The organism is Streptomyces sp. SID5469 (genome assembly GCF_009862865.1).
Lineage (GTDB): Bacteria > Actinomycetota > Actinomycetes > Streptomycetales > Streptomycetaceae > Streptomyces > Streptomyces avermitilis.
In genome coordinates, this window is sequence record NZ_WWIN01000001.1 from 2835766 (window position 1) to 2857647 (window position 21882).

14 protein-coding genes and 1 riboswitch are annotated in these 21882 nt (G+C 73.5%); of the genes, 6 read left to right on the forward strand and 8 right to left on the reverse strand.

What is annotated here, in order from left to right; genetic code table 11:
* Positions 1-115: 115 nt before the first annotated feature.
* Both GTY58_RS12210 and GTY58_RS12215 read left to right on the forward strand, forming a co-directional pair.
* Positions 116-4174 (forward strand): bifunctional nitrate reductase/sulfite reductase flavoprotein subunit alpha, encoded by a 4059-nt coding sequence (locus GTY58_RS12210; protein WP_010983768.1) that lies wholly within the window; start codon positions 116-118, stop codon positions 4172-4174.
* Between the two features lie 131 nt (positions 4175-4305).
* On the forward strand, positions 4306-6012 hold the full coding sequence (locus GTY58_RS12215) for a membrane protein (protein ID WP_042494356.1): 1707 nt from the start codon (positions 4306-4308) through the stop codon (positions 6010-6012).
* A gap of 8 nt (positions 6013-6020) precedes the next feature.
* Here GTY58_RS12215 and GTY58_RS12220 read toward each other — a convergent pair whose 3' ends face one another.
* Positions 6021-6368: a metalloregulator ArsR/SmtB family transcription factor gene (locus tag GTY58_RS12220; RefSeq protein WP_010983770.1), complete on the reverse strand. Its 348-nt coding sequence runs from the start codon at positions 6366-6368 to the stop codon at positions 6021-6023.
* Between the two features lie 77 nt (positions 6369-6445).
* Positions 6446-6662: riboswitch (cobalamin riboswitch) on the forward strand.
* 27 nt (positions 6663-6689) lie between these two features.
* On the opposite strand from GTY58_RS12220, the gene GTY58_RS12225 reads away from it, so the two are divergent.
* Positions 6690-7793: a HoxN/HupN/NixA family nickel/cobalt transporter gene (locus GTY58_RS12225; protein ID WP_171033197.1), complete on the forward strand. Its 1104-nt coding sequence runs from the start codon at positions 6690-6692 to the stop codon at positions 7791-7793.
* A 26-nt stretch (positions 7794-7819) separates the two neighbouring features.
* On the opposite strand, the gene GTY58_RS12230 is transcribed toward GTY58_RS12225, so the two are convergent.
* From GTY58_RS12230 to GTY58_RS12255, 6 genes are all read right to left on the reverse strand, one after another.
* A complete protein-coding gene (locus GTY58_RS12230; RefSeq protein WP_010983772.1) occupies positions 7820-8584 on the reverse strand; it encodes a YcnI family protein in 765 nt (254 codons plus the stop codon).
* Positions 8585-8623: 39 nt separating this feature from the next.
* Entirely contained in the window at positions 8624-9211 is a 588-nt protein-coding gene (locus GTY58_RS12235; RefSeq protein WP_037652216.1) for a hypothetical protein, read from the reverse strand.
* Between the two features lie 94 nt (positions 9212-9305).
* A complete protein-coding gene (locus tag GTY58_RS41310; protein WP_010983774.1) occupies positions 9306-14309 on the reverse strand; it encodes a NaeI family type II restriction endonuclease in 5004 nt (1667 codons plus the stop codon).
* A complete protein-coding gene (locus GTY58_RS12245; RefSeq protein ID WP_010983775.1) occupies positions 14306-15250 on the reverse strand; it encodes a MoxR family ATPase in 945 nt (314 codons plus the stop codon). Before GTY58_RS12245 ends, GTY58_RS41310 begins: the two co-directional genes overlap by 4 nt.
* Positions 15247-17376, reverse strand: a complete 2130-nt coding sequence (locus GTY58_RS12250; RefSeq protein ID WP_037652214.1) for a hypothetical protein — start codon at positions 17374-17376, stop codon at positions 15247-15249. The genes GTY58_RS12245 and GTY58_RS12250 overlap by 4 nt, the downstream gene beginning before the upstream one ends.
* The gene (locus GTY58_RS12255) at positions 17373-18332 is read right to left on the reverse strand and encodes a hypothetical protein (protein WP_037652212.1); all 960 of its coding nucleotides are present in this window, start codon (positions 18330-18332) and stop codon (positions 17373-17375) included. The genes GTY58_RS12250 and GTY58_RS12255 overlap by 4 nt, the downstream gene beginning before the upstream one ends.
* Positions 18333-18675: 343 nt before the next feature.
* On the opposite strand from GTY58_RS12255, the gene GTY58_RS12260 reads away from it, so the two are divergent.
* The 3 genes from GTY58_RS12260 (at position 18676) to GTY58_RS12270 (ending at position 20552) form a co-directional block, all read left to right on the forward strand.
* A complete protein-coding gene (locus GTY58_RS12260; RefSeq protein WP_010983778.1) occupies positions 18676-19068 on the forward strand; it encodes a helix-turn-helix transcriptional regulator in 393 nt (130 codons plus the stop codon).
* A gap of 228 nt (positions 19069-19296) precedes the next feature.
* Positions 19297-19716: a TOBE domain-containing protein gene (locus GTY58_RS12265; RefSeq protein WP_010983779.1), complete on the forward strand. Its 420-nt coding sequence runs from the start codon at positions 19297-19299 to the stop codon at positions 19714-19716.
* Positions 19717-19883: 167 nt separating this feature from the next.
* Positions 19884-20552: a DedA family protein gene (locus GTY58_RS12270; RefSeq protein ID WP_010983780.1), complete on the forward strand. Its 669-nt coding sequence runs from the start codon at positions 19884-19886 to the stop codon at positions 20550-20552.
* 26 nt (positions 20553-20578) lie between these two features.
* Here the strand turns inward: GTY58_RS12270 and GTY58_RS12275 are convergent, their stop codons facing one another.
* Positions 20579-21517 (reverse strand): lysylphosphatidylglycerol synthase domain-containing protein, encoded by a 939-nt coding sequence (locus GTY58_RS12275; protein ID WP_037652228.1) that lies wholly within the window; start codon positions 21515-21517, stop codon positions 20579-20581.
* Positions 21518-21882: the final 365 nt, after the last annotated feature.

The window sequence follows — 21882 nt, forward strand, 5'->3', positions numbered from 1 at the left end:
GCTCCCCTTCCGCCGGGGCCTCACAGTGCCCGTCCGGCGGCTGTGCAGCGGGTGTAACCCTTCAAGATCAGGCCGCGACACATCCGCGTAACGGGCAATTCGTACCGTCGTCGGCATGACCACGACCCCAGAGGCGGAGCGGACCCGGACCGCGGAGCAGGTGCGGACCGTCTGCTCGTACTGCGGTGTGGGCTGCGGAATCGTGCTCGACGTGGGGACCGGCCCCGACGGCCGTCGTACGGTCCTCAAGGCGTCCGGCGACAAGGAGCACCCCGCCAACCGCGGCCGGCTGTGCACCAAGGGCGCGACGACCGCCGACATGCTCGCCGCGCCCGGCCGGCTGACCAGCGCGCTCGTCCGCGACGACCGTGGCGCGGAGCCGGTGCCCGCGCCGGTGGACGAGGCGGTCCGCGAGACCGCCCGCCGGCTGCGCGCGATCGTCGACGAGCACGGTCCGGACGCCGTCGCCTTCTATGTCTCGGGGCAGATGAGCCTGGAGGCGCAGTACCTGGCGAACAAGCTCGCCAAGGGCTTCGTACGGACGAACCAGATCGAGTCGAACTCACGGCTGTGCATGGCGAGCGCGGGCACCGGCTACAAGCTGTCGCTGGGCGCCGACGGGCCGCCGGGGTCGTACGACGACCTCGACAAGGCGGACGTCTTCCTGGTCATCGGCTCCAACATGGCCGACTGCCACCCCATCCTCTTCCTGCGGCTGCTGGAGCGGGTGAAGGCCGGCGCCAAGCTGATCGTGGTCGATCCGCGGCGGACCGCCACGGCGGCCAAGGCGGATCTGTTTCTTCAGGTCAGGCCCGGCACCGATCTCGCCCTGCTCAACGGGCTGCTGCACCTGCTGTACGAGAACGGGCACACGGACGCCGAGTTCATCGCCCGGCACACCGAGGGCTGGGAGGCGATGCCGGACTTCCTCGCCGACTATCCCCCCGCCACCGTCTCCGAGATCACCGGGATCCCCGAGGACGACATCCGGGCGGCGGCGCGGCTGATCGGCGAGGCCGGGGAGTGGACGAGCTGCTGGACCATGGGGCTCAACCAGTCCACGCACGGCACCTGGAACACCAACGCCCTGGTCAATCTGCATCTCGCGACGGGCGCGATCTGCCGTCCGGGCAGCGGTCCCCTCTCACTGACCGGGCAGCCCAACGCCATGGGCGGCCGCGAGATGGGGTACATGGGTCCCGGGCTGCCGGGCCAGCGGTCCGTGCTCGTCGACGAGGAGCGGGCGTTCGTCGAGGAGTTGTGGGAGCTCGCGCCCGGCACGATCCGCGCGGACGGGGTCGGGCGGGGCACCGTCGAGATGTTCCGGAAGATGGCGGACGGGGACATCAAGGCGTGCTGGATCATCTGCACCAATCCCGTCGCCTCGGTGGCGAACCGGAAGACGGTCATCGAGGGCCTCGAGGCCGCCGAATTCGTGGTCACCCAGGACGTGTTCGCCGACACCGAGACCAACGCGTACGCCGATGTCGTGCTGCCGGGCGCGCTGTGGACGGAGAGCCCGGGCGTCCTCGTCAACAGCGAGCGCGTCCTCACGCTGGCCCGGCCCGTGGTCGAACCGCCGGGGGAGGCGACGGCCGACTGGCGGCTGATCGCGGCCGTGGCGCGCGAGATGGGGTACACGGAGGGGTTCGCGTACGAGAGTGCCGAGCAGGTCTTCGAGGAGATCAAGCGGGCGTGGAACCCGAAGACCGGGTGGGATCTGCGGGGGGTCACGTACGAGCGGCTGCGGTCGACGCCCGTGCAGTGGCCGGCGGCGCGGGCGGACGGGCCGGCGCGGAACCCGGTCCGGTACGTGGCGGACGGGCTGGTGTTCCCCACGGCGAGCGGGCGGGCCGTCTTCCACGCCCGGCCGCATCTTCCGGCCGCCGAACTGCCGGACGACGACTTCCCCTTCGTACTCAACACGGGGCGGGTGCAGCACCAGTGGCACACGCTGACGAAGACCGGGAAGGTCGCCAAGCTCAACAAGCTGAACCCCGGACCGTTCGTGGAGGTGCATCCGCGGGACGCGGCCGCCCTCGGGGTCGTGGACGGTGACTCGGTGGAGGTCGCCTCCCGGCGGGGGCGGGCCGTCCTGCCCGCCGTCGTGACGGACCGGGTCCAGCCCGGGTGCTGCTTCGCCCCCTTCCACTGGAACGATCTCTTCGGGGAGTACCTGAGCATCAACGCGGTCACCAGTGACGCGGTCGATCCGCTGTCGTTCCAGCCGGAGTTCAAGGTGTGCGCGGTGGCACTGGCCCGGGTCGCCTCGCCCCCTTCGGCCCTTCCCGTCCGGTCCCTCGATGCTGCGCCCCCTGCCCCCGACGGCGGCCTGACGGCCTCGTCCGCTCCCGCCGGACAGGCGGAGATCTTCGGTCTCACCCCCGGCCCGCCACCGGTGCTGACCGCGCGGGAACGCCAGTACCTGACCGGCTTCCTCGCCGGGCTCGGCTCCGGCGCGCCGGGCGTGCCCGTGCTGCCCGCGGAAGCACCCTTCAGCGCCGAGCACGCGCTCTGGGTCAACGGCGTCCTCGCCGGGATGTACTCCAGGGCCGCCACCGCTGAGGCCCCGGCGAAACCGCCCGGCCGCGAGGTCGTCGTCCTGTGGGCGTCGCAGACCGGGAACGCGGAGGAGTTCGCCGCCGCGACCGCCGAGCGGCTCACCGCGACCGGTCACCGGGCCACCCTCGTCGGCATGGACGACACGGATGTCGCCCAACTCCCGCGCACTGCTGACCTGTTGCTGATCACGAGCACCTTCGGCGACGGCGACGCACCCGACAACGGCTCCGGCTTCTGGGACGCGCTGTCCGCGGAGGCCGCCCCGCGGCTGGACGGCGTGCGCTACGCCGTCCTCGCCTTCGGCGACTCCTCGTACGACGACTTCTGCGGGCACGGACGCCGACTGGACACCCGGCTGGACGAGCTGGGCGCGGTGCGGCTCGCGCCGCGCACGGACTGCGAGCCGGACTACGAGCCGTACGCGGGAGCCTGGCTCGACCAGGTTCTCGGCGCGCTGGGCACCAAGACGGACGCCCCGAAGCCTGCCCGGCCCCGCAAGCCGGAACCCGCCATCGCCCGTCTCACCGGCAACCGGCTGCTGAGCCTGCCCGGCGCGGGCAAGGAGGTCCGCAGGTTCACCTTCGACACGAGCGGGACGGGACTGACGTACGAGGCCGGGGACGCGCTCGGCGTACGGCCGGTCAACTCCCCTGATCTGGTGGACGAGTGGCTGTCGGTGACCGGGCTCGACCACTCCACTCCCGTGGCCGTCGAGGGAGTCGGCGAGGTGCCCTTCGCCCAGGCCCTGCACCGCCATCTCGACATCACCCACATCACCCCCGACCTGCTCCGGTTCGTGTCCGAACACGCCCACGACAACCGGGAGTTGAAGAAGCTGCTGCGTCCGGACAACAAGGACGGCCTGGCGCAGTGGTCCTGGGGCCGGCAGGCCGTGGACGTGGTGGCCGAGCATCCGGTGCGGGCGACGGCCGAGGAGTGGGCGGAGGTCTTCAAGCGCCTCCAGCCCCGGCTGTACTCCATATCGTCGAGTCCGCTCGTGGACCCGCATCTGGTGTCCCTGACCGTCTCCGTCGTGCGGTACGAGGACCGGCTCGGGCGGCCGCGCGGCGGGGTCTGTTCGCCGTTCCTCGCCGACGCGGAGCACCACACACCGGTGCCGGTCTTCGTGCAGCGCTCGCCGCACTTCCGGCCCCCTGCGGACAGCTCGACGCCGATGGTGATGGTGGGCCCCGGCACCGGCGTCGCGCCGTTCATGGGCTTCCTCCAGGAGCGGCGGGCGCTCGGGCACCGGGCCCCGAACTGGCTGTTCTTCGGCGAGCAGCACCGCGCCACCGACTTCTACTACGAGGAGGAGCTGACGGCGCTGCTGGCGGACGGCACCCTCACCCGCCTCGACACCGCGTTCTCCCGTGACCAGCGCGCCAAGGTCTACGTCCAGGACCGGATCCGCGAACACGGCCCCGAGCTGTGGCACTGGCTCCAGAACGGCGCCCGGTTCTACGTCTGCGGGGACGCCTCCCGCATGGCGAAGGACGTCGACCGGGCCCTGCGGGACATCGCCGTCACCCACGGCGGTCTGACCGAGGCGGAGGCCACGGCGTACGTGAAGCAGCTGGCCGCGGAGAAGAGGTACGTCCGAGACGTGTACTGAGCCCCTCCGGGCTCTGATCCTCCATTCGGTTCCGATCCTCCATTCGGTGCCTTCTTACCGGCCTCGCACCGGACTCTTCACGTCATGGCCCGCATCGTTCACGATGTCCCATTACGTTCCGTGTCGTGCACTTGGCAGAAGCAGGGCCGTCGACAAGCGGCCGACGGGCGGGTACGCCGGCGGCGCCGGACGAGGCACCGGCACAGTGGCACCGGGTGCTGACGCTCCTCGCGTGCATCAGCCTGTTCATCGGCACGCGGCAGGTGTGGGTGCAGGCCGCCAGTCTCCGTCCGGTGGTGGCCGCGGTCATCTCCCTGTGCTACGCGGGGATCCTGACGACCGGCCTGCTGACCCTGGTGGTGCGCCGCGGCCGCGCGCTGGCGCGCCTCGATCTGGGCGTCCTGGTGATCGCGGTGACGCTCACCCTGTGCGCCTGGGTCATGAACCACGGCGGCACCGACGAGGCCGTCCTGACCATGCAGGCCGCCCGCGAGTTCATCGCCGGCCGCCCGGTGTACGAACAGCCGTGGCCCTGGCTGTTCGGCCACGGCATCGCGCTCACGCCGACCATGAGCGGCGGCTACGACTTCACGTACGGCTATCCGCCGCTCTGTCTGCTGCTGACCGCGGCGCTCCTGTGGATCGGGGGCACCGGCGCGGCCGCGGCCACCCTGGTGAGCACGGTGGCCCTGCTGGCCGGCACGGTCGTTCTGTGGTGGCTGCTGCCCGTGCGGTGGCGCTCGGCGGCCACCCTGGTGTGCCTCGGCTTCGGGCTTGTGCCGTCGTACGCCCGGTACGGGTACCCCGCCGTCGTCGCGCTCGCCCTCCTCATCCCGGTGGTGGTGCGCTGGCCACGGATGGGCGGGGGCGGCTGGACGGACTGGGGGCGGGCCGCCTGTCTGGGCGCGGCCTGCGCGGCGCAGCAGCTGCCGTGGTTCCTGACGCCGTTCCTGCTGGCCGGGGTCTACGCGCTGCGCCGCGGGGAGCGGGGCCCGCGCGCCGCCGTGGTCGCCGTGGGCCGGATCGGGGCCGTGGCCGCCGGGACCTGGCTGCTGATCAACGCGTTCTTCGTCGTCAGTGAGCCGCGCTCCTGGCTCTCCGGCATCATGCTGCCGCTCACCCAGGGTGCGGTGATCCACGGTCAGGGGCTGGTCGGGGCCTCGCTCTACTACACCGACGGCAGCGGGCGACTGGCCTGGTACTCCCATGCGAGCACGCTGCTGGCGGCGGTCCTGCTCGCGCTGCTCGTCCTGTTCATGCGCCGGCTGGGGCCGGCGGCGACGGTGCTGCCCTGGTGCACGTTCTTCCTGGCGACCCGCTCGCAGGACGGCTACTACCTGCTGATGACGCCGTTGTGGCTGGCGGCCGCCGTCACCGCGCCGCCCTCGGCCTTCGCGAGCGCCTGGCAGCCCCGGCTGCCGTTCGGGGCGCACCGGCGGCGGGCGGCCCGCGTGGGCGTCGTCGCGCTGCTGCTGGCACTGCCCCTGTCGGCGGCGGCGTACGCGGTGACCGGCGCGCCGCCCCTGCGCATGGAGGTCCTGGCCGTCCGCCGGGGCACGGGGACCGTCACCGGGCTCACCCTCCGGGTCACCAACACCGGCGGCACCACCATGCGCCCCCACTTCACGGTGACCACCAATCAGGGCATGAACCGCTACTGGTCGGTCAAGGCCGGCCCGGCGTCTGTCCCCGCCCACGGCTCGGCCCGCTATGAACTCCTGCCGCCCGACGGCAGGTTCAAGCTCCCCGAGCCAGGTGTACGCATCCGGCTGCGCGCCTTCTCCGCGTCGCCGGAGACGCTGTCGAGCACGGATGTGCGGTTGCAGCCGAAGCGTTGACGGGGCCCTCAGGTCACCTGCTCCAGCAGCTTCAGCACCACCGGGTCGATCACCCGGTACCGCACGACCCGCCCCGCCTTCTCGCCCACGACCACCTCGGCGGTGCGCAGCAGCCGCAGCGCCTGCGAGACGGCGGGGTCGTTCATGCCGGTGGCGACCGCGAGGTCGGAGACGGCGAGCGGTCCGGCCCGGTGCAGGGCGAGGAGGAGGGCGAGCCGGCCGGGGTCGGCGAGCAGGGAGAACCGGTCGGCCCAGGCGCGTACGCCGTGGGGCTCGCCGATCGCGGCGATGGCGTCACAGACCCGGTGGCCGTCGATGGTGCTCCGGTCAACGCGGTCGGCGGGGACGAGATGCATGCGCGCATTCTTCCAGGCGGCCGTATGTGATCTTTCCTACGTACGGACACCTGCGCAACTGTGCAGCCTTGCAGGTGTTCCCAGGTCAGCCCTAGGGTTGGCGGGCCGTGGTGCTCGGGAAGCCGGTGACGGCCCCTCAGGGGGTTCATGCCGGAGCGGCCCTCGCCACTGTGATCGGGGAGTTCCCGTTCCGTGCCGCCGCGGGCGGCGCCACTGGTCCCTCAGGGCCGGGAAGGCAGGGACGGGCGCGTGTACCCGTAAGCCAGGAGACCGGCCACGGCATCTCACGAAGTGATCCACGAGGTGCTGGAGCGTGACCGTATGACCCTGCCCGCGCAGTCTTCCGAGGCCGCCGCCTCCTTCCGGTGGCGGCGTGAGGACACCGTCCGTACCGCCGGGCTGCTGGCGGTGATCGCGGCCCTGCACGTGGTCGCGTTCGGCGTTCTGTTCCTGCTGGTCGTGCCCGGGCACTACGAGGTCGGCTCCAAGGCCTTCGGTATCGGCCTCGGCGTCACCGCCTACACGCTCGGTATGCGGCACGCCTTCGACGCCGACCACATCGCCGCCATCGACAACACCACCCGCAAGCTGATGGCCGACGGCAAGCGGCCGGTGTCGGTGGGGTTCTGGTTCGCGCTCGGGCACTCCAGCGTGGTCGTCGTCCTCGCCGCGCTGATCGCCGGGGGCACCCAGCTGGCGGGACGGGTCATGAACGAGGACTCCACCACGCACCAGGTGCTGGGCGTTCTGGGTACGACCATCTCCGGGTCGTTCCTCTATCTGATCGCCGCCCTCAATCTCGTCGCCCTCGTCGGCATCCTGCGGGTCTTCCGGGCCATGCGGGCGGGAACGTACGACGAGCGGGAGCTCGAACAGCACCTGGACTCGCGGGGGTTCATGAACCGCATCCTGGGGCGCTTCACCAAGTCGATCACCCGTCCCGGGCAGATGTTCCCGTTGGGCTTCCTCTTCGGGCTGGGCTTCGACACGGCCACCGAGGTCACGCTGATGGTGATGGCGGGCAGCGGTGCGGCGGCCGGGCTGCCCTGGTACGCGATCCTGTGTCTGCCGCTGCTGTTCGCGGCGGGCATGAGCCTGTTCGACACGCTCGACGGCACGTTCATGAACTTCGCCTACCAGTGGGCCTTCTCGAACCCCGTGCGCAAGGTGTTCTACAACCTGGCGATCACCGGTCTGTCGATCGCCGTGGCGTTTCTGATCGGCACCATCGAGCTGGTCGGCGTACTGCACGACAAGCTCGACCTGCGGGACTCGGTGACCGGCTGGATCGCCGGCCTCGACCTCGACAACGTGGGCTACATCATCGTCGGGCTGTTCGGGGTCGTGTGGGCGGCGGCGATCACGTACTGGCGGGTGGCCAGGGTGGAGCAGCGCTGGGCGGTCCGCCCCGCCGACGGGAACTGACGCCGGCGGGGGGGGCGGGCCGGCGGCTACTCGTCCACGGAGCGGGCGGTGGCGGTACGGCCGCGGGCGATGGCGAAGCCCGCGGCGGCCAGGCCGAGGACGCCGACGATCAGTCCGGCGATGCCGAGCCCGCGGGCGGTCGAGTCGCTGTCGGCCGCCTTGGTCTCGGAACTCCCGCTCCCGGCGGCGCTCTTGTCGCTGTCGGCGGCGGACCCGGTGTCCTCCGCGGCGCCCTTGGCGGTGAGCCGGAGCACCGGCGCCGGGTTCTCCGGCTCCTCGCCGCCCTTCGGCGTCTCCTCGATCCAGCGGGCGACGTTTCCGTCGGAGTAGGTCTGCAGCGTCTTGAAGGTCAGCTGGTCGGCGTCGTCGGGGAGCTGGCCGAAGGCGACATCGAAGTCCTGGTACTGGCCGTGCCGGATGCGGCCGCCGGTCCAGGTGATCTCGGAGACGGCGTCGGTGATGGTGCCGTCGTCCGTCTTGACCGGCGTCTTGAGCTTCGTGGTCGTCACCTTGGCACTCCAGCCGTCCTGCGGGGTGACGAGCACGCCCAGGACCGGGTGGTCGGTGGGCAGGAAGACCTGCACCTTGGTGGTGCTTGCGGTGTCCTCCTCGTTGGGAACCCGGAAGGTCACAACGCCGTCCGTGGCGCCCTTCGCGGAGCTCTCGGAGTGGACGGTGACGTGCGCGAAGGAGGCGCCCGCCGCGGTGAGGACACCGGCGGCGGCGAGAGCGGTGACGGTGCCGGCGCGGCGCAGGGTGGTGCGGATCGGGGTGGTGCGGATCGGGGACATGAGTGGGGAAACTCCGTACTCGTGCTGGGGTGTAGGGGATCAGGCGGGGTACGGGCTTCCGGCGGGCGGGCCGCGCCGGGACAGGGCGTGGCGGAGCAGGGTCCGGTGGGGGCGGCGGGGGCCGGGCGCGTACGGGCGTGCCGCGGCCGCGTACGCGGGCAGCGGTGCCGTACGCCACCAGGCCGCGAGGCCCGGGACGAACGCGACGGCCTTGCGCAGCAGCGACCACAGGGCGGCCTCGCCGCGGCGCAGGCACCAGGACGCGAGCAGGGCGGCGGCGAGGTGTGCGGCGACGGCGTGGGAGGTCATCGCGTGCGGCTGGTGGGCCATGTGCATGCCGTGGGCCGTCCCCGGCATGGGCATCCGCTCGGCCCGTGGCCGCACGGCGTCGAAGGCCAGGTGCATGCCGCCCTGCACGGTGAGCATCGCGCCGCCGATCCCGGCCAGCGACCGCTCCCGGCCGCCCAGCGCAAAGGCGGCGGCGAAGACGGGCAGGAACCCGGCCACGTCCAGCCACACCGGCGGCACGGCACCGGTCGCCAGCGCGTGTCCCCCGACGGCCAGCAGCACGCACCCGACGGCGAACACCGCCGCGCGTACGGTCCGGACCGTGGGGGATGCGTTCATCGCGGTGGATCCTGCCATGCACACGGGGGTGACGTGCGGGTTTCACGGCATCCGTGGTCCTGATCTCATGCCGGTCCGCCACGGACCGGGCGGCTCACGAGAGCCACGACGGGGCGGGGAAACCCTCCACGAACGGCACCACGGGATCGTCGGAGGCCGCGACGACCCACGTGCCGGCGCCGATGGAGACGGTGGGCCGGTCGCCGTGGCCGGGCCGGTGCGCCGCGAGCCGTACGCTCAGGAGTTCGTCCTCCGCGGGCCGGCGCAGGCGCAGCGCCTCGGCCACGGCGCGGCCCCATGAGTTGCCCCGCACCACCAGGACTCCTTCGGGACGCAGCACCACCACGGCCTCCCGTACGCGCCTCTTGTGGTCCTGCCCGCGGAGCAGGGGGCGCAGCGCGGTGACGGGGACCGGCCTGCCCTGGACCCGGCGGAAGAACTCCGCCGTACGGCCGACCGCGTCCTTCGGGGCGAGGATCGCCGCGCGGGTCGCGTCGTCGAGGTGCAGCAGGACGTTCTCGGGCAGCGGGGCGTCGCGACGCAGCCACAGCACGGCGGACCGACGGGCGGAAGTGGTCAGCACGGCCGTGCCGTCGTTCTCCGGTTCCGACGTGCGGGTGAGCGCGTCGGGCCGTACCCGGATGAGCCCGGCCGACCAGCGGGAGGCCCGGTCGTCGGCCTGCACGACCAGGCAGAGGACGTCCTGGGTGTGCGGGGAGAAACGCCAGTTCGGCCCCGTGAGCGAGAGTCGCAGTTCGAACGGGACGGGGGCGCGGCGCCCGGACGGACGCCACACCAGGTCCGTGCTCTCGCCGGCGTCGAAGGGGAACGCGCGGCACAGGGAGCGTTCCAGTTCGAGTGCGGTCAGCGCCCGCTCCCGTCCCCTGAGCTGACGAAGGTCGAAGCGGCCGGTGTTCTCCATGTCGAGCGCCGCGTCGAAGCAGTCGCGCAGGGCGCCTGCCAGGCGCCGTCCGTCCGGGTCGAGTTCGTTGAACGTCCGTGCCAGTCGGAGCAGTTCGGAGTCGTCCGCGTAAGCGTGCCCGAGCGGGGTGAGGACGACGCACACCTCCGTGCCCGCCGCGCTGGTGACCAGGTGCGGGGCGAACCGCAGCAGCGGGCGGCCGTCAGCGGTGAGTGCCTTGTACGCCTCGGGCGAGATGCAGAGGGTGGGGTGATCCGGGTAGTGGTCCGACAGCCTGCGGAACTCGGCGGAGCGGAGCATCGCCCGGGTGTACTCGACGCCCACGTCGGACGTCAGGTCGACGGGGTCCGTCTCCAGGGGGCCTACGTGCACGGCCAGTCGGGGCGGAGCCAGTTCACCGACGGCCTCCAGTTCCGCGGGGAGCCGGTCCGCCAGCTCGGTGAGGAGGGGGCCGAGCGGGACCGCTTGATCCACGAAGATCAGGCAGCTGTCGTGCCATGTGCAGGCCGCGAGCTGTTCGTCCGCGGTGACGGCCGTCCCGGAGCGGAGGGTGCGGGTCACCGTGTCGAGGATGCCCACGGCCGAGGTGTACGGGGAGGTGTCGACCGCGATGACCGTCCGGGCGGCCGGGCCCGGGTGCAGTGAGCTGTTCAGCGCGTTCCGGGCGGCCTCGCGGGCCGCCTCGTGGTCCGATCCTTCGAGCAGCGCGAGGGCCGCGCGGGCCGCCTCCTCCGCCTCGGCCGGGCGGCCCAGGCGGAGCAGGGTGTGCGCGGTACGGGCGAGGGCCTGGGCCTCCTCGTCGCGCAGGTGGCGGGTGCGGAAGTGGGCGCGGACCCGGCGCTGGGCGGTGAGGAGTTCCTCGTCCGCTCCGGTGGCGGAGAACGCGGATTCGAGACAGAGGAGGGCGTTCCCGGTCTCGGCGGTCAGACCGAGGTCCTCGAAGAACCGGGCGGCCCGCACGGCGGGCGCGACCGCCTGCACCGGCTCGTCGCGCCGCAGGAAGGCCCGGGCGAGGACGAGGGACGCGGTCGCCTCGCCGTGCCGGTCCGCGTCCTCGTGGAAGAGGAGGCAGGCCAGCCGCAGTTCCCCGACGGCCCGGTCCAGCAGTCCGCGCGCCAGCGTCAGCCGCCCGAGGAGCAGGGCGTTGGTGCCACTCAACGGGCCCTGCCAGCGGGCGACTTCGGGCCAGGACAGGGCTTCGACGGTGTGCCACGCGTCGTCCGGCCGGCCCCCCTCGTACTGGGCGTGCGCCAGCGCGGCCACGCCCCAGGCGCCCGGGACGAAGTCCGAGGTCCTTTCCAGGAACGTGTGCGCCGCCTGCTCGTACAGCGTCCGGTACGGCGTCGTGGCTCCCGCGTCCTGGAGGAGGAACAGCACCCAGGCCCCGAGCGCGGAGCGACCGGTCCGGTCGAGGAGCGCCAGCGCGTTGGGGATCCAGCCTTCCGGGAGGCGGACCGGCAGCGGGGGCGCGTCCAGACGCCTCGCGAGCGCCGTGCCGGGGCGCCTGTTCTCGTACATCGTGGCGGCCGCGGAGCGGTAGAAGTCCAGGAGCCGTGCGGCGGCCTCGCCGCGCTCCACGGCGTACGCCGTGCGCCCGTGCAGGTGGTCGTGGACGGCCCCGTGGAATCCGTACGCGTCGGGCCCCCGGCGCTCCAGCAGTCCCTCGTCGACCAGGGTGTCGAGGAGCCGGCGGGCGTCCGGGACCGGGCCCATCAGTGCCAGGGCCTCCGGGAAGGAGAACTCGCCGGTCTCCGCCACGGCCAGCTGATGCAGGGCCGTCGCGGACGCCCACGGCAGGTGGTCGAGACGGAGCCGGAGAAACCCCTCCAGGCTCAGGGGCTGTTCCCCGGCCCCGTAGAGGAGGTAGGCGAGTTCCGGCGGGTTCGCGGAGTTGAGCCAGCTGCCCAGCAGCCGCACGGTGAGGGGCCACCAGGTGGTCCCGGAGAGAAGCGGGCGCAGCAGGTCGTCGTCGCGGATCGTGCGGCGGAGGGTGGCTTCGAGCAGGGTCAGCGCGCCGTCCGCCGAGAGCGAGTCCAGCCAGACCTCGGAACAGTGCGCCGGCAGACCGGGCGGCAGGCCGCGCGCGGTGACGATGACGGCGCAGCCTTCGGGCGGTTCGCCCGCGAAACAGCGCAGCAGTTCGGGGGTGCTCGCGTCGTCCACCACGAGGAGCACCCGTTTCCCGCGCAGCGCCGAGTGGAGCGCGGCCGCGATGTCGTCGGGCTCGCGCGGGATCCCCTCCGCGGGTGTGCCGAGGAGCCGGAGCAGCAGGTGCAGTGCGGCGTCGGGCGGCAGGGGGACCCGGCGGGACCCGCGCAGATCCACGTGGAACTGCCCGTCCGGGAAGTGCTCGCGCACCAGCCGGGCGACCTGGAGGGCGAGCGCCGTCCGCCCGGCCCCCGGGGCCTCGTTCCGCGCGGTCACGAGGACCACCCGGCTCCGGCCGGAGGCGATCTGTGCCCGCATTTCCTCGGCGACCGCGTTGTACTCGACGAACACCGGTGGGGCAGGGGGAAGTCCGTCCGCCCCCGACACCCACTTCTCCCCCGTCTCCGCCAGCCCCAGCAGCTCCAGCGTCCGCCGGGAAGCCTCCGCGAACGCCTCCCGCTCCCCGCGCAGTTCGCGCGCTCCCTCCGGGTCGTAGGCCGCCGCGGACAGCAGCGCCCGGCCGTCCCCGCGGGACGCCACGTGCCGGGAGATCGCCCGGTGGATCCCCCACACCTCGTGTGCGCCCAACTGTTCCTGGAGCACGGTCTGGGCCTCGGCCGGCAGCACGAGTTCCACCGGACCCGTGCCGTCCCCCTCCAGCGCGAACACCCCGCTCGTCACCACCTCCGCCACGTCCGCGGTCGTGGCCTCGGGTACGAGTTCCTGCCGGATGACGTGCAGCAGGCGCAGGCTCAGGCGGTCGAACGGCGAGCAGAGCACGGCCAGCCGGGCCGCGCGCGGCGCCGCCGTGCGCAGGAAGCCCTTGGCGAGTGTGTCCGGCGGCAGCGGAACCCCGCGCGGCCGGGCGGGACCCGGCAGGCGTCCGGTCGGCGGGACGAGTACCGCCGTGCAGCCGTCCGGGTCGCCCCGCATCAGCGCCCGGGACCAGCGGCCCAGGGAGTGCGGGGTGAGCGAGAGGACCGGGATGGGCAGCCAGGGGTCTTCGTCCGGATCCGGCGACACGTCCAGCAGGGGTGGTGGCTCGTGCGGGACCCGGCTGCGCGTCGCGCCCGGCGCCGCGGGGGTGAACCGCACGGTGGGCAGGTTGAGGCCGCCGCGCCGCCACAGCTTGGCCGGGAGGGGGTTGAGCACCGCCGTGGGGGTCGCGCCCGCCCAGTCCCTCAGCAGATGCCACACCTCCGGGCGGCGCCAGGCCTTCGCCGTGCAGTCCGAGACCACCACGACCAGGCGGCGGCCGTCCGTCGAGCGGAGCTGACCGGGAGTGTGCGGACGCTGGGCGGTGTCGAAGGTGAGGTCCGCGACCTGGAGGGTGCGGAAGGCGCCGAGCCGGTCCAGGACCGCCGCGAACTCGGCGATCGTCTCCCGCCACACCTGCATGCCGGGTGAGCGGTCGACGACCAGCGCGAGGTCGAACCACCGCTCCGGCGCCGCCGTGAACACCGGGAGCAGTTCGCCGCTGCGGGCGTAGCCGTCGACGGTGGCGTCCATGTCCAGTTGGGCGCGGCGCCCTTCGGACCACGGCCGTTTCCACGGTCGTAGCGCCCGGGTCAGCTCCAGGGCGTGCGGCAGTACCGCCGCGCGGGGTGCGGCCACCGGATGTCCGCGCAGGGTCGTTCCGCTGCCCGGCAGCCGTTCGTGCAGGGGGAGGGCGGGCGAGGCGGCCGGGGCGGGGTCCGTGGCGTCCGGGGCCCGTGTGCCGTCGTCGTCCGGGACGGGGAACGGCTGCCGGGGCCCGGGCGCCGACGGCCGCTGTGCGCGGCCCTCGGTCTCGGGTGTGCCGGTCGCCGTCCGTGCGGGCGCGTCGACCGCCGGGTCCTGGTCCCGTGCCATCCGCGCCGCCAGCCACAGCGCCTCCGCCAGCGCCGTGCCGTCGAGGCCGGGGACGGCACCGTGCAGCGCGGACAGCAGTCGGGGCAGCGCGTCACCGGAACCACCGGAGTCCTCGCCGGAGTTCTCGAAGTCACCGGACATGTCGGAGGTACCCGTCGCGGCGGACCCGGGCGTCACGCATGGGACAGTTCCCGCAGAATCAGTTCCGCGATGGCCTGGCGGCGGTCGTCACCGGGCGCGCCGTCGCCGGTCAGCAGGTGTACGGCGTTGAGGAGCTGGTCCACGGCGAGGCTCTCGCCGGCGGTCAGCCGTTCCAGGAACACGGTGATCAGCCGTCCGGTCTCGTCCGCCGCCGCCTTCTCGGGCCCCATGTGCGCCTCGACGACCCGCAGCAGGGTTTCGGGGGTGGGCAGCGGCATCGTGAAGCGGATGCAGCGGCGCAGGAAGGCGGCGGGGAAGTCGCGGTCGCCGTTGCTGGTCATCACGATGAACGGGAACTCGGCGCACTGCACCCGGCCGCGGGCGATGAGGTGCGTCCGCTCGCCGCCGTGTTCGCGGACGGGGACCACGTCCGTGCCGTACCTGGCCAGTTCGGGGATCTCGAACTCGCCGCGCTCCAGTACGTCGAGGAGGTCGCTGGGCAGGTCCAGGTCGCTCTTGTCGATCTCGTCGATGAGCAGGGCCCGGGGGCGGGCGGAAGGCAGCAGGGCGGTGCCGAGCGGGCCCATGCGCAGGAAGGGGGCGATGTCGTCGCTGCCGCCGGGGCCCTCCAGGCGCTGGGCGTGGATGCGGCCGAGTGCGTCGTACCGGTAGAGCGCCTCGGCGAGGCTGCTGCGGGAGGTGATGTGCCAGCGCAGGACGTCACCGAGTGCGAGCTCGGCGGCCACCTGTTCGATGACCGTGGACTTCCCGGAGCCGGCCGGGCCGGTGACCAGGAGGGGGCGGCGCAGGGCGAGTGCCGCGTTCACGGCCTCGGCCAGGCGGGGCGGCGGCACGAACTGCCGGTGCTGGGAGCGGCGCGGGAACTCCCGCCAGGGCGGGGCGGGGGGCAGGACGACCTGCTCCTCGGCACCGGCCGGGGCCTGTCCGGTCCCGACGTAGAAGGGCTGCCAGGTCATGTCGGATACTCCCCGTCGGTGGTGGCGCTTTCTTCCTGTGCTGCTTCGTGGGTGAACTGCTCCTGCTCGAACCAGGTGCAGAACTCGAGCCACTCGGGGCCGTCCCACACCGTGCGCAGCCCGGCCAGCCGCCGTCGGTCGGAGGCGGCCGCGGAGGTGGCGCCTGCCGGGTCGCCGCACGTGCTCCACTTGTCGCGGTAGGCGCGGCAGAACTCCGCGGGCAGCAGATGCCAGTGGGTGTCCAGGTAGGCGCGTACGTCGTCCGGCACCGAGGCTTCGTCGTCGGGCCACAGCACGATGGGCGAGGCGGCCAGCAGCCGTTCCATCATGTCCTTGAGCCGGGACGGCCGGTGCGTCAGGGCCACGGCCCGGGTGCGCGGCCCGCTCATCAGCCGGCCGTAGGTCTCCTGGAACTGCCGGGTGTCCGACTCGCCGAGCCAGTCGGCGCGGGTGCCGTCCGGGCAGGCCCGCATCGCCTCCAGGGCCTTGCGGGCGCGGTCGTTGATCCACCAGAGGTGGTCGGGCGGCTGGATACGGTCGCTCCAGCGCAGGACCACGTCGTGATCGGCGCCGAGCCGCATCCCGAAGTCGGTCTCCTCGGGGCGCCACTGGACCAGCAGCGGGGCGGGCGCGGCGATCTCCACCCGGTACAGGGGCGCGCCCAGGACGCGCGCGTGCCGCGACGCCCAGCGCAGGACGGTGCCGAGCCGGCCCTCGACGCCGGTCCGGTCCGGGTCGCAGGGGAACTCCTCGTGGTGGCGTACGGCGTCCCCGTCGAGCAGCCAGGCCGCCAGCGACTCGGGCCAGTCGTCGCCGACCGCGGAGTGCAGGCTGACGACGAGTCGCAGGCGCGTGTCGCGGGTGCGGTCCGCCTGTCGTACGAAGGCGTCGTTGAGGTCGATCTCGGCGTCCAGGTCGGCGGCCCAGCGGCGCAGTTCGGGGGTCCCCGGGTCGACGCCCGTGTCCCGGGCGAGCGCGGCCACGAAGTCCGCCAGGGGGACGGTCCGTCGCTGACCGGCCCGTGGGCTGCGCAGCAGCAGGTGTTCCACGGCGTCGCGCAGGAGGCCGGTGCCCCTGGACTCGGGCAGGGTCGCGGTGGACGCGGGGCTCACCTCGGCGAGGGTGCGGCGCAGCAGCGGGGTGGTGAGGTCGGCACCGGGCCAGGCGGTCAGCAGGGCGGTGGTGCGCACGGCGTCGCGCAGCGCGTCCAGCACACCGAGCGCCCAGGCGCGTTCGGCGGAGGACGGGAGGGCGGACAGCGCGGGCTTCAGCGAGTCCAGGTCCCGCAGGCCGGTGACTTTGGCCGGATGGGACACCCCGGACGAGTCCGGGTCGCCGCCCAGCCGTTCCAGGGCCCTGGCCAGTTCCTCGGCGCCCACGGGTCCGAGCAGGGGACCCGTGGGAGTGCTGTGACGGGCGTTGCGGGCCAGCCACAACCGCTCCTGGGCGAGTTGGGCGCCGTCGAATTCCGTACGGAGGATGGCCTGGCCCTCCGCGCCGCCGTCGGTCCGGACGGCGTCCGCGACGGCCGCCGGGGAGAGGGTCTCGCCGGCCCCCTCGATGCCTTCGCCGCACACCTTCACCAGGGTCCGGCTGAAGCGGAGTTCGTACGCCTCCTCCTTGGCGCCGGCTCCCATGAGCAGGGCGAGCCGGGTGTCGCCCTCCCTGATGCCGCCGGCCAGGGACTTGAGGTCGGGGGCGGCGTTGCCCGCGTAGCAGGTGTCCACGAGGGCGATCACGCCGTCGAGGCCGGGGGTGTCCAGCAGTTGCGACAGCAGCGATCCGACGTCGACCATCTTCGTGGGGTTCTCGGGCTCCGAGTCGCCGGCCGCGAAGTACAGGCTGGTTCCGCCGGGCGTGCCGTGGCCGAGCAGCGCCACGACCAGGACCGCGCCCTCCGCCGCCGCGTGCCGTCCCGCCTCACGTACGGCCCGCTCCACCTCGGCCTGGGTGACGTCGGCGCCGCAGCGCAGGGTCGTCCGCTCGGGGTGGTCCTTCTCGCAGGCGCCTGCCCAGGGGGCCGTCAGGGTGTCGTGCAGGGACCTGGCCGCCTGTTCGAGCTCCGGGAGCAGGCCGAGGGCGGGGCACTGGGCCCCGATCACCAGTACGTGGCGCGGCCCGCTCATCGGCCGCCGGCGGTGGTGAGGGCCTCGACGAGCGGTCCCGCGACGGCCGGTTGTGCCAGGTACTTGGCGGCCGGGTGCACCCACGCACCGTCCGAGTCGACCCGGCCGCTGACCGGGAGAGCGCCCGCGGCGTTGGGCCGGACGAACTTCTCCAGTGCGGGCCGGGCGGCGACGAGATCGTCGCGGTCCCAGAAATTGAGCCACCGGCCGACGCACTCCGGGGTACCGAGCGGCTGCGGCCGTACCCGCGGCTGTACGGCCGTACGGATGCCGAGGGGTGAGCCCAGGGTGATCAGCAGGGGTACGGAAGCACGGTGTGCGTGGAGCGTCTCGAGGGCGACGACCGTGCCCAGGGAGTGGGCGACGACGACCGTGGGCCCCTCCCGGTCCAGGCACTCGGCGACCCGGGAGCGGATCCGGTCGTCGAGTGCGGCGCCCCGCTCGTCCGGCTCGGCGCGGTTGAGGTAGCGGGCGACCTGGCCCAGCATGCCCGCCGTGGTGCGGGCGGTCAGCCAGCCGCCCGTGGCGCGCAGGCCCGGTAGGGCCAGCAGGCTGGTCAGCGCGTTGACCGCGTGGCGGGCCGGGGCGCCGGCCCCCTGGGCCCGGCCGGTGGGCGCGAGCTGGGCTCTGGCCCGGCGCAGTGCCGCGGCCTCCGCCGGGGTCAGTTCCGGGTCGGTGAGCCGCTCGTCGACGGCCTCCTGGAGCAGGGCGACGAGCGCGTCCTCGTCCTGTGCCCCCGCGGCCGGGCCGCCCTGGGCGCCGCTCCTTCGGAACAGGTCGCCGTAGTAGGCGAAGCGGGCGTCGGCCGCCCAGCCGCCGAGGAGGCCGGAGATCCGCGCGGAGTGCCCGGCGGCACGCGCGCCGTGGGCCGTGGCGCGCAGCCACTCGTCCAGGTCGGCCCGGGCGTCCCGCGGACCGCCGATGCCGTGGACGAACACCAGTCGAGGACGACCCATCGCTTTCCCGCTCCCCCGATTCGGCGCACATGGATTCGGCACATATGCAGGACAGAGATCCTTTCGCGATCGGTGGAGCACCGGCAACCGCTGTGGAACTCTTTCCTGCACCTACGTCAGGAACCGGCGCAGAATGGCCGAAACGCAACGCCGGGCCTGCCGGTATCGGCCGTTACCGATCGGAACCCGTCAGCCACCGCGGTCACTTCCGGTTCCGCACCCGGTTCTGGTGGCGATCGCGCCGTGCTGTGGGGCCGGTGCGGGTCAGGTGTGGGGTTCCGGCTCCGACGCGCCACCGGACCCCGTTCCGGTGGCGGCCTGGCGGGCGCCTATCTTGGCGCTCATGCAGTCCTACACAATCGGCCAGGCCGCCCGGCTGCTGGGCGTGAGCCCGGACACCGCACGACGCTGGGCGGACGCCGGCCGGATGGCGACCCATCGCGACGAGGGCGGGCGACGGCTCATCGACGGGCGGGACCTGGCCGCCTTCTCGGTCGAGATCGCCAAGTCCGGCGGTGAGGAGGACGCCTCCTACACGTCCGTACGCAACGCCTTTCCGGGCATCGTCACCGCCGTGAAGCTCGGTGACGTGGCCGCCCAGGTGGAGATCCAGGCGGGGCCGCACCGGCTGGTCTCGCTGCTGACCCGGGAGGCCGTGGAGGAACTGGGTCTGGAGGTCGGCGTGGAGGCCACCGCCCGGGTGAAGTCGACGAACGTGCACATCGACCGGGCCTGAACGGGGCCCGTACGGGCGGCGGCCCGGCCGGTCGGACCCAGCGCGCCACCCTCGCCCGCGCCCTGGCCACTCACCCCGGCTGCTGCTGCGCGACGAGCCGCTCGTCGCGCTGGACGCCCGCAACCACGCGGACGCACGCGTAACCCGGCCTGAGGGGCCGGCCGGGCTACGGTGAGGCCCATAACGGCTGAAGCGTGACAAACCCCCACTCCTTGCGAGGCCCTCCCCATGAGCCTGAGTATCCGCAACCAGCTCCCCGGCACCGTCACCGCCGTCACCCGGGGCGAGGCGATGGCGACCGTCAAGGTCCGTCTGGACGGCGGCCAGGACATCACCGCGGCGATCACGGCGGACGCCGTCACCGACCTCGGCCTGACCACGGGTGCCGCCGTACGCGCCCTGGTCAAGTCCACCGAGGTCTCGCTCGCCACCGACGCGGTCGAGGGCGTGTCCATCCGCAACCAGCTGCCCGGCACGGTCGAGGGGGTCGCCGCGGGCGGCGCCATGGCCTCCGTCCGGGTGACGGTCGAGGGCGGCGAACTGACCGCCGCCATCACCAAGGAGGCCGTCACCGATCTGGGCCTGGCGCCCGGTTCCGCCGTCGTCGCTCTGATCAAGTCGACGGAGATCGCCCTGGAAGCGGTCTGAGGATCTCCGGGATCTCCGTGGCGACGCCCCAGGTCTTCCCCGGCTACGGCCCGGGGAACTGTGCGCACTCCACCATCGTCTACAGTTCCGTAGACGGTCTACATATCTGTAGTCGGTAGGGGTGCACCGTCACGCCCTGTCGTCCCCAAGCGGAAGGGCTCGCGACGATGACCCCACCTGTTCACCTGGCTGCGCAGCTCGCGGTCAACGTGCTGGACGCCCAGTCCCTCCTGGCCGCCTTCGGCGTGCTGGGTGTCGGCGTGGTGCTGTTCGCCGAGACCGGGCTGCTCGTCGGCTTCTTCCTGCCCGGTGACTCTCTGCTGTTCACCGCGGGCCTGCTGTGCACCGGGACGGCGGACCACGGGGTGAAGCTGTCGCTCGGGCCGCTGCTGGTCGCCGCCGCCGTGGGCGCGCTCGCCGGCTCGCAGGTCGGCTACCTGCTGGGCCGCAAGGCGGGCGGCGCCCTGCTCGCCCGCAGCCGCTCGGCCCGGCTGCACGAGGGGGCGAAGCGGGCCGAAGAGCTGCTGGAGCGGTACGGACACGCGAAGGCGATCGTGCTGGCCCGGTTCGTGCCGGTCGTGCGGACGGTGCTCAATCCGATGGCGGGAGCACTGGACGTGCCGGTCCGGACGTTCACCCTGTGGCAGGTCGTCGGCGGCCTCGTCTGGAGCGTGGGCCTGACCCTGGCCGGATACGCGCTGGGCTCGTCCATCCCGAACGTGGACCGTTATCTGCTGCCCATGGTCGCGGTGATCGTGGCCGTGTCGCTGATCCCGCTCGCCGCCGAGGTTCTCCGCTCCCGCAGGGCGGCCAGGGCGAAGGGAGCGCGTGGATGAACCTCGGGGAGTAACCGCCCGCCGTGTCACAGCGTCTTGCGGCGGACCAGCAGTCCGAGGACGAACAGGCCGGGGAGCAAGGGCAGCCAGACCGTCAGGAGGCGGTAGCCGAGAACCGCGGAGGCCGCCGTGGCGGCGGGGGATCCGGCGAGGGTGAGGGCCAGGGCGAGCGCGGCGTCCAGGGAGCCGATTCCGCCGGGGGTCGGGAGCAGGGCGGCGGCGCCGCTCGCCGCGAGGTACGCCAGCGCCACCAGGGCCGGCGACAGCGGTAGTTCGAGGGACTGGGTGACGGCCACCACGACCGAGGCGTGCAGCAGGGCGAAGGCCAGCGATCCGCCCCACAGGGCCGCCGCCCGGGCCGGCTGCCGGTGCACGGCGCGGACGTCCGCCAGCACCGCCCGTATGGCCCGCCGCAGCGGCCCGGACAGCAGCGCCGCGATCGCCGCGCCCACCGCGAGGACGATCGCCACCGCGACCGCGGGCACGTGCACGACCGCGGGGACGTGCGGGACGCGCAGCACGCCGGGACAGGCGAGGGCGAGTACGGCGATCAGGACGCCGCGCACCACGGCCCCGGCGACGGTCTTGACCGCGAGCGCCGTCGCCGAGCGGGCCACCGGCAGTCCGCAGCGGGTCAGGAACCGCAGGTTGACCGCGCCCGCGCCGATGCCCGCGGGCAGGACGTGGTTGGCGGCGGACGCGGCGAACTGCACCGCCACCAGCCGCCCGCCGGGCAGCGGCTGCGCCACCGCACCCTGCTGGGCGAGCGCCGACGACACCCACGTCGACACCGCCGCCGTCGCGCCCACCAGCAGCCAGCCCCGGTCGGCGGCGGCGAGCCGGTCGGCGCCGGCCTCGATGACGGGCCAGTGGTCATGGGCGAGAAAGACGGCGCCGACGAGGACGAGCAGCGCGGCAGCCGCGTGCCAGCGGGAGCGGGTCCGTGCGCGCTCGGGCGGCTCCAGCGCGTCGGGGGCGTCGGGGGCGTCGGGCGCGTCGGGCGCGTCGGGGGCGCCGGGGGCGCCGGGGGCGCCGGGCGCGTCGGGGGCGTCGGGCGCGTCGGGGGCGTCGGGGGCGTCGGGGGCGTCGGGGGCGTCGGGGGCGTCGGGGGCGTCGGGGGCGTCGGGGGCGTCGGGGGCGGACGTACTCGATGTGGTCGATGTACTCGATGTGCCGGACGGGCTCGATGCGCCGGACGGGCTCGATGTGCCGGACGGGCTCGATGTGCCGGACGGGGTCGACGCGGTGGATGCGCTGCATGCACTGGACGCGCTCGACGGGTCCGGTGTGCCGGGTGTGCTCGACCCGCCCGGCCCGCCCGGCCCGCCCG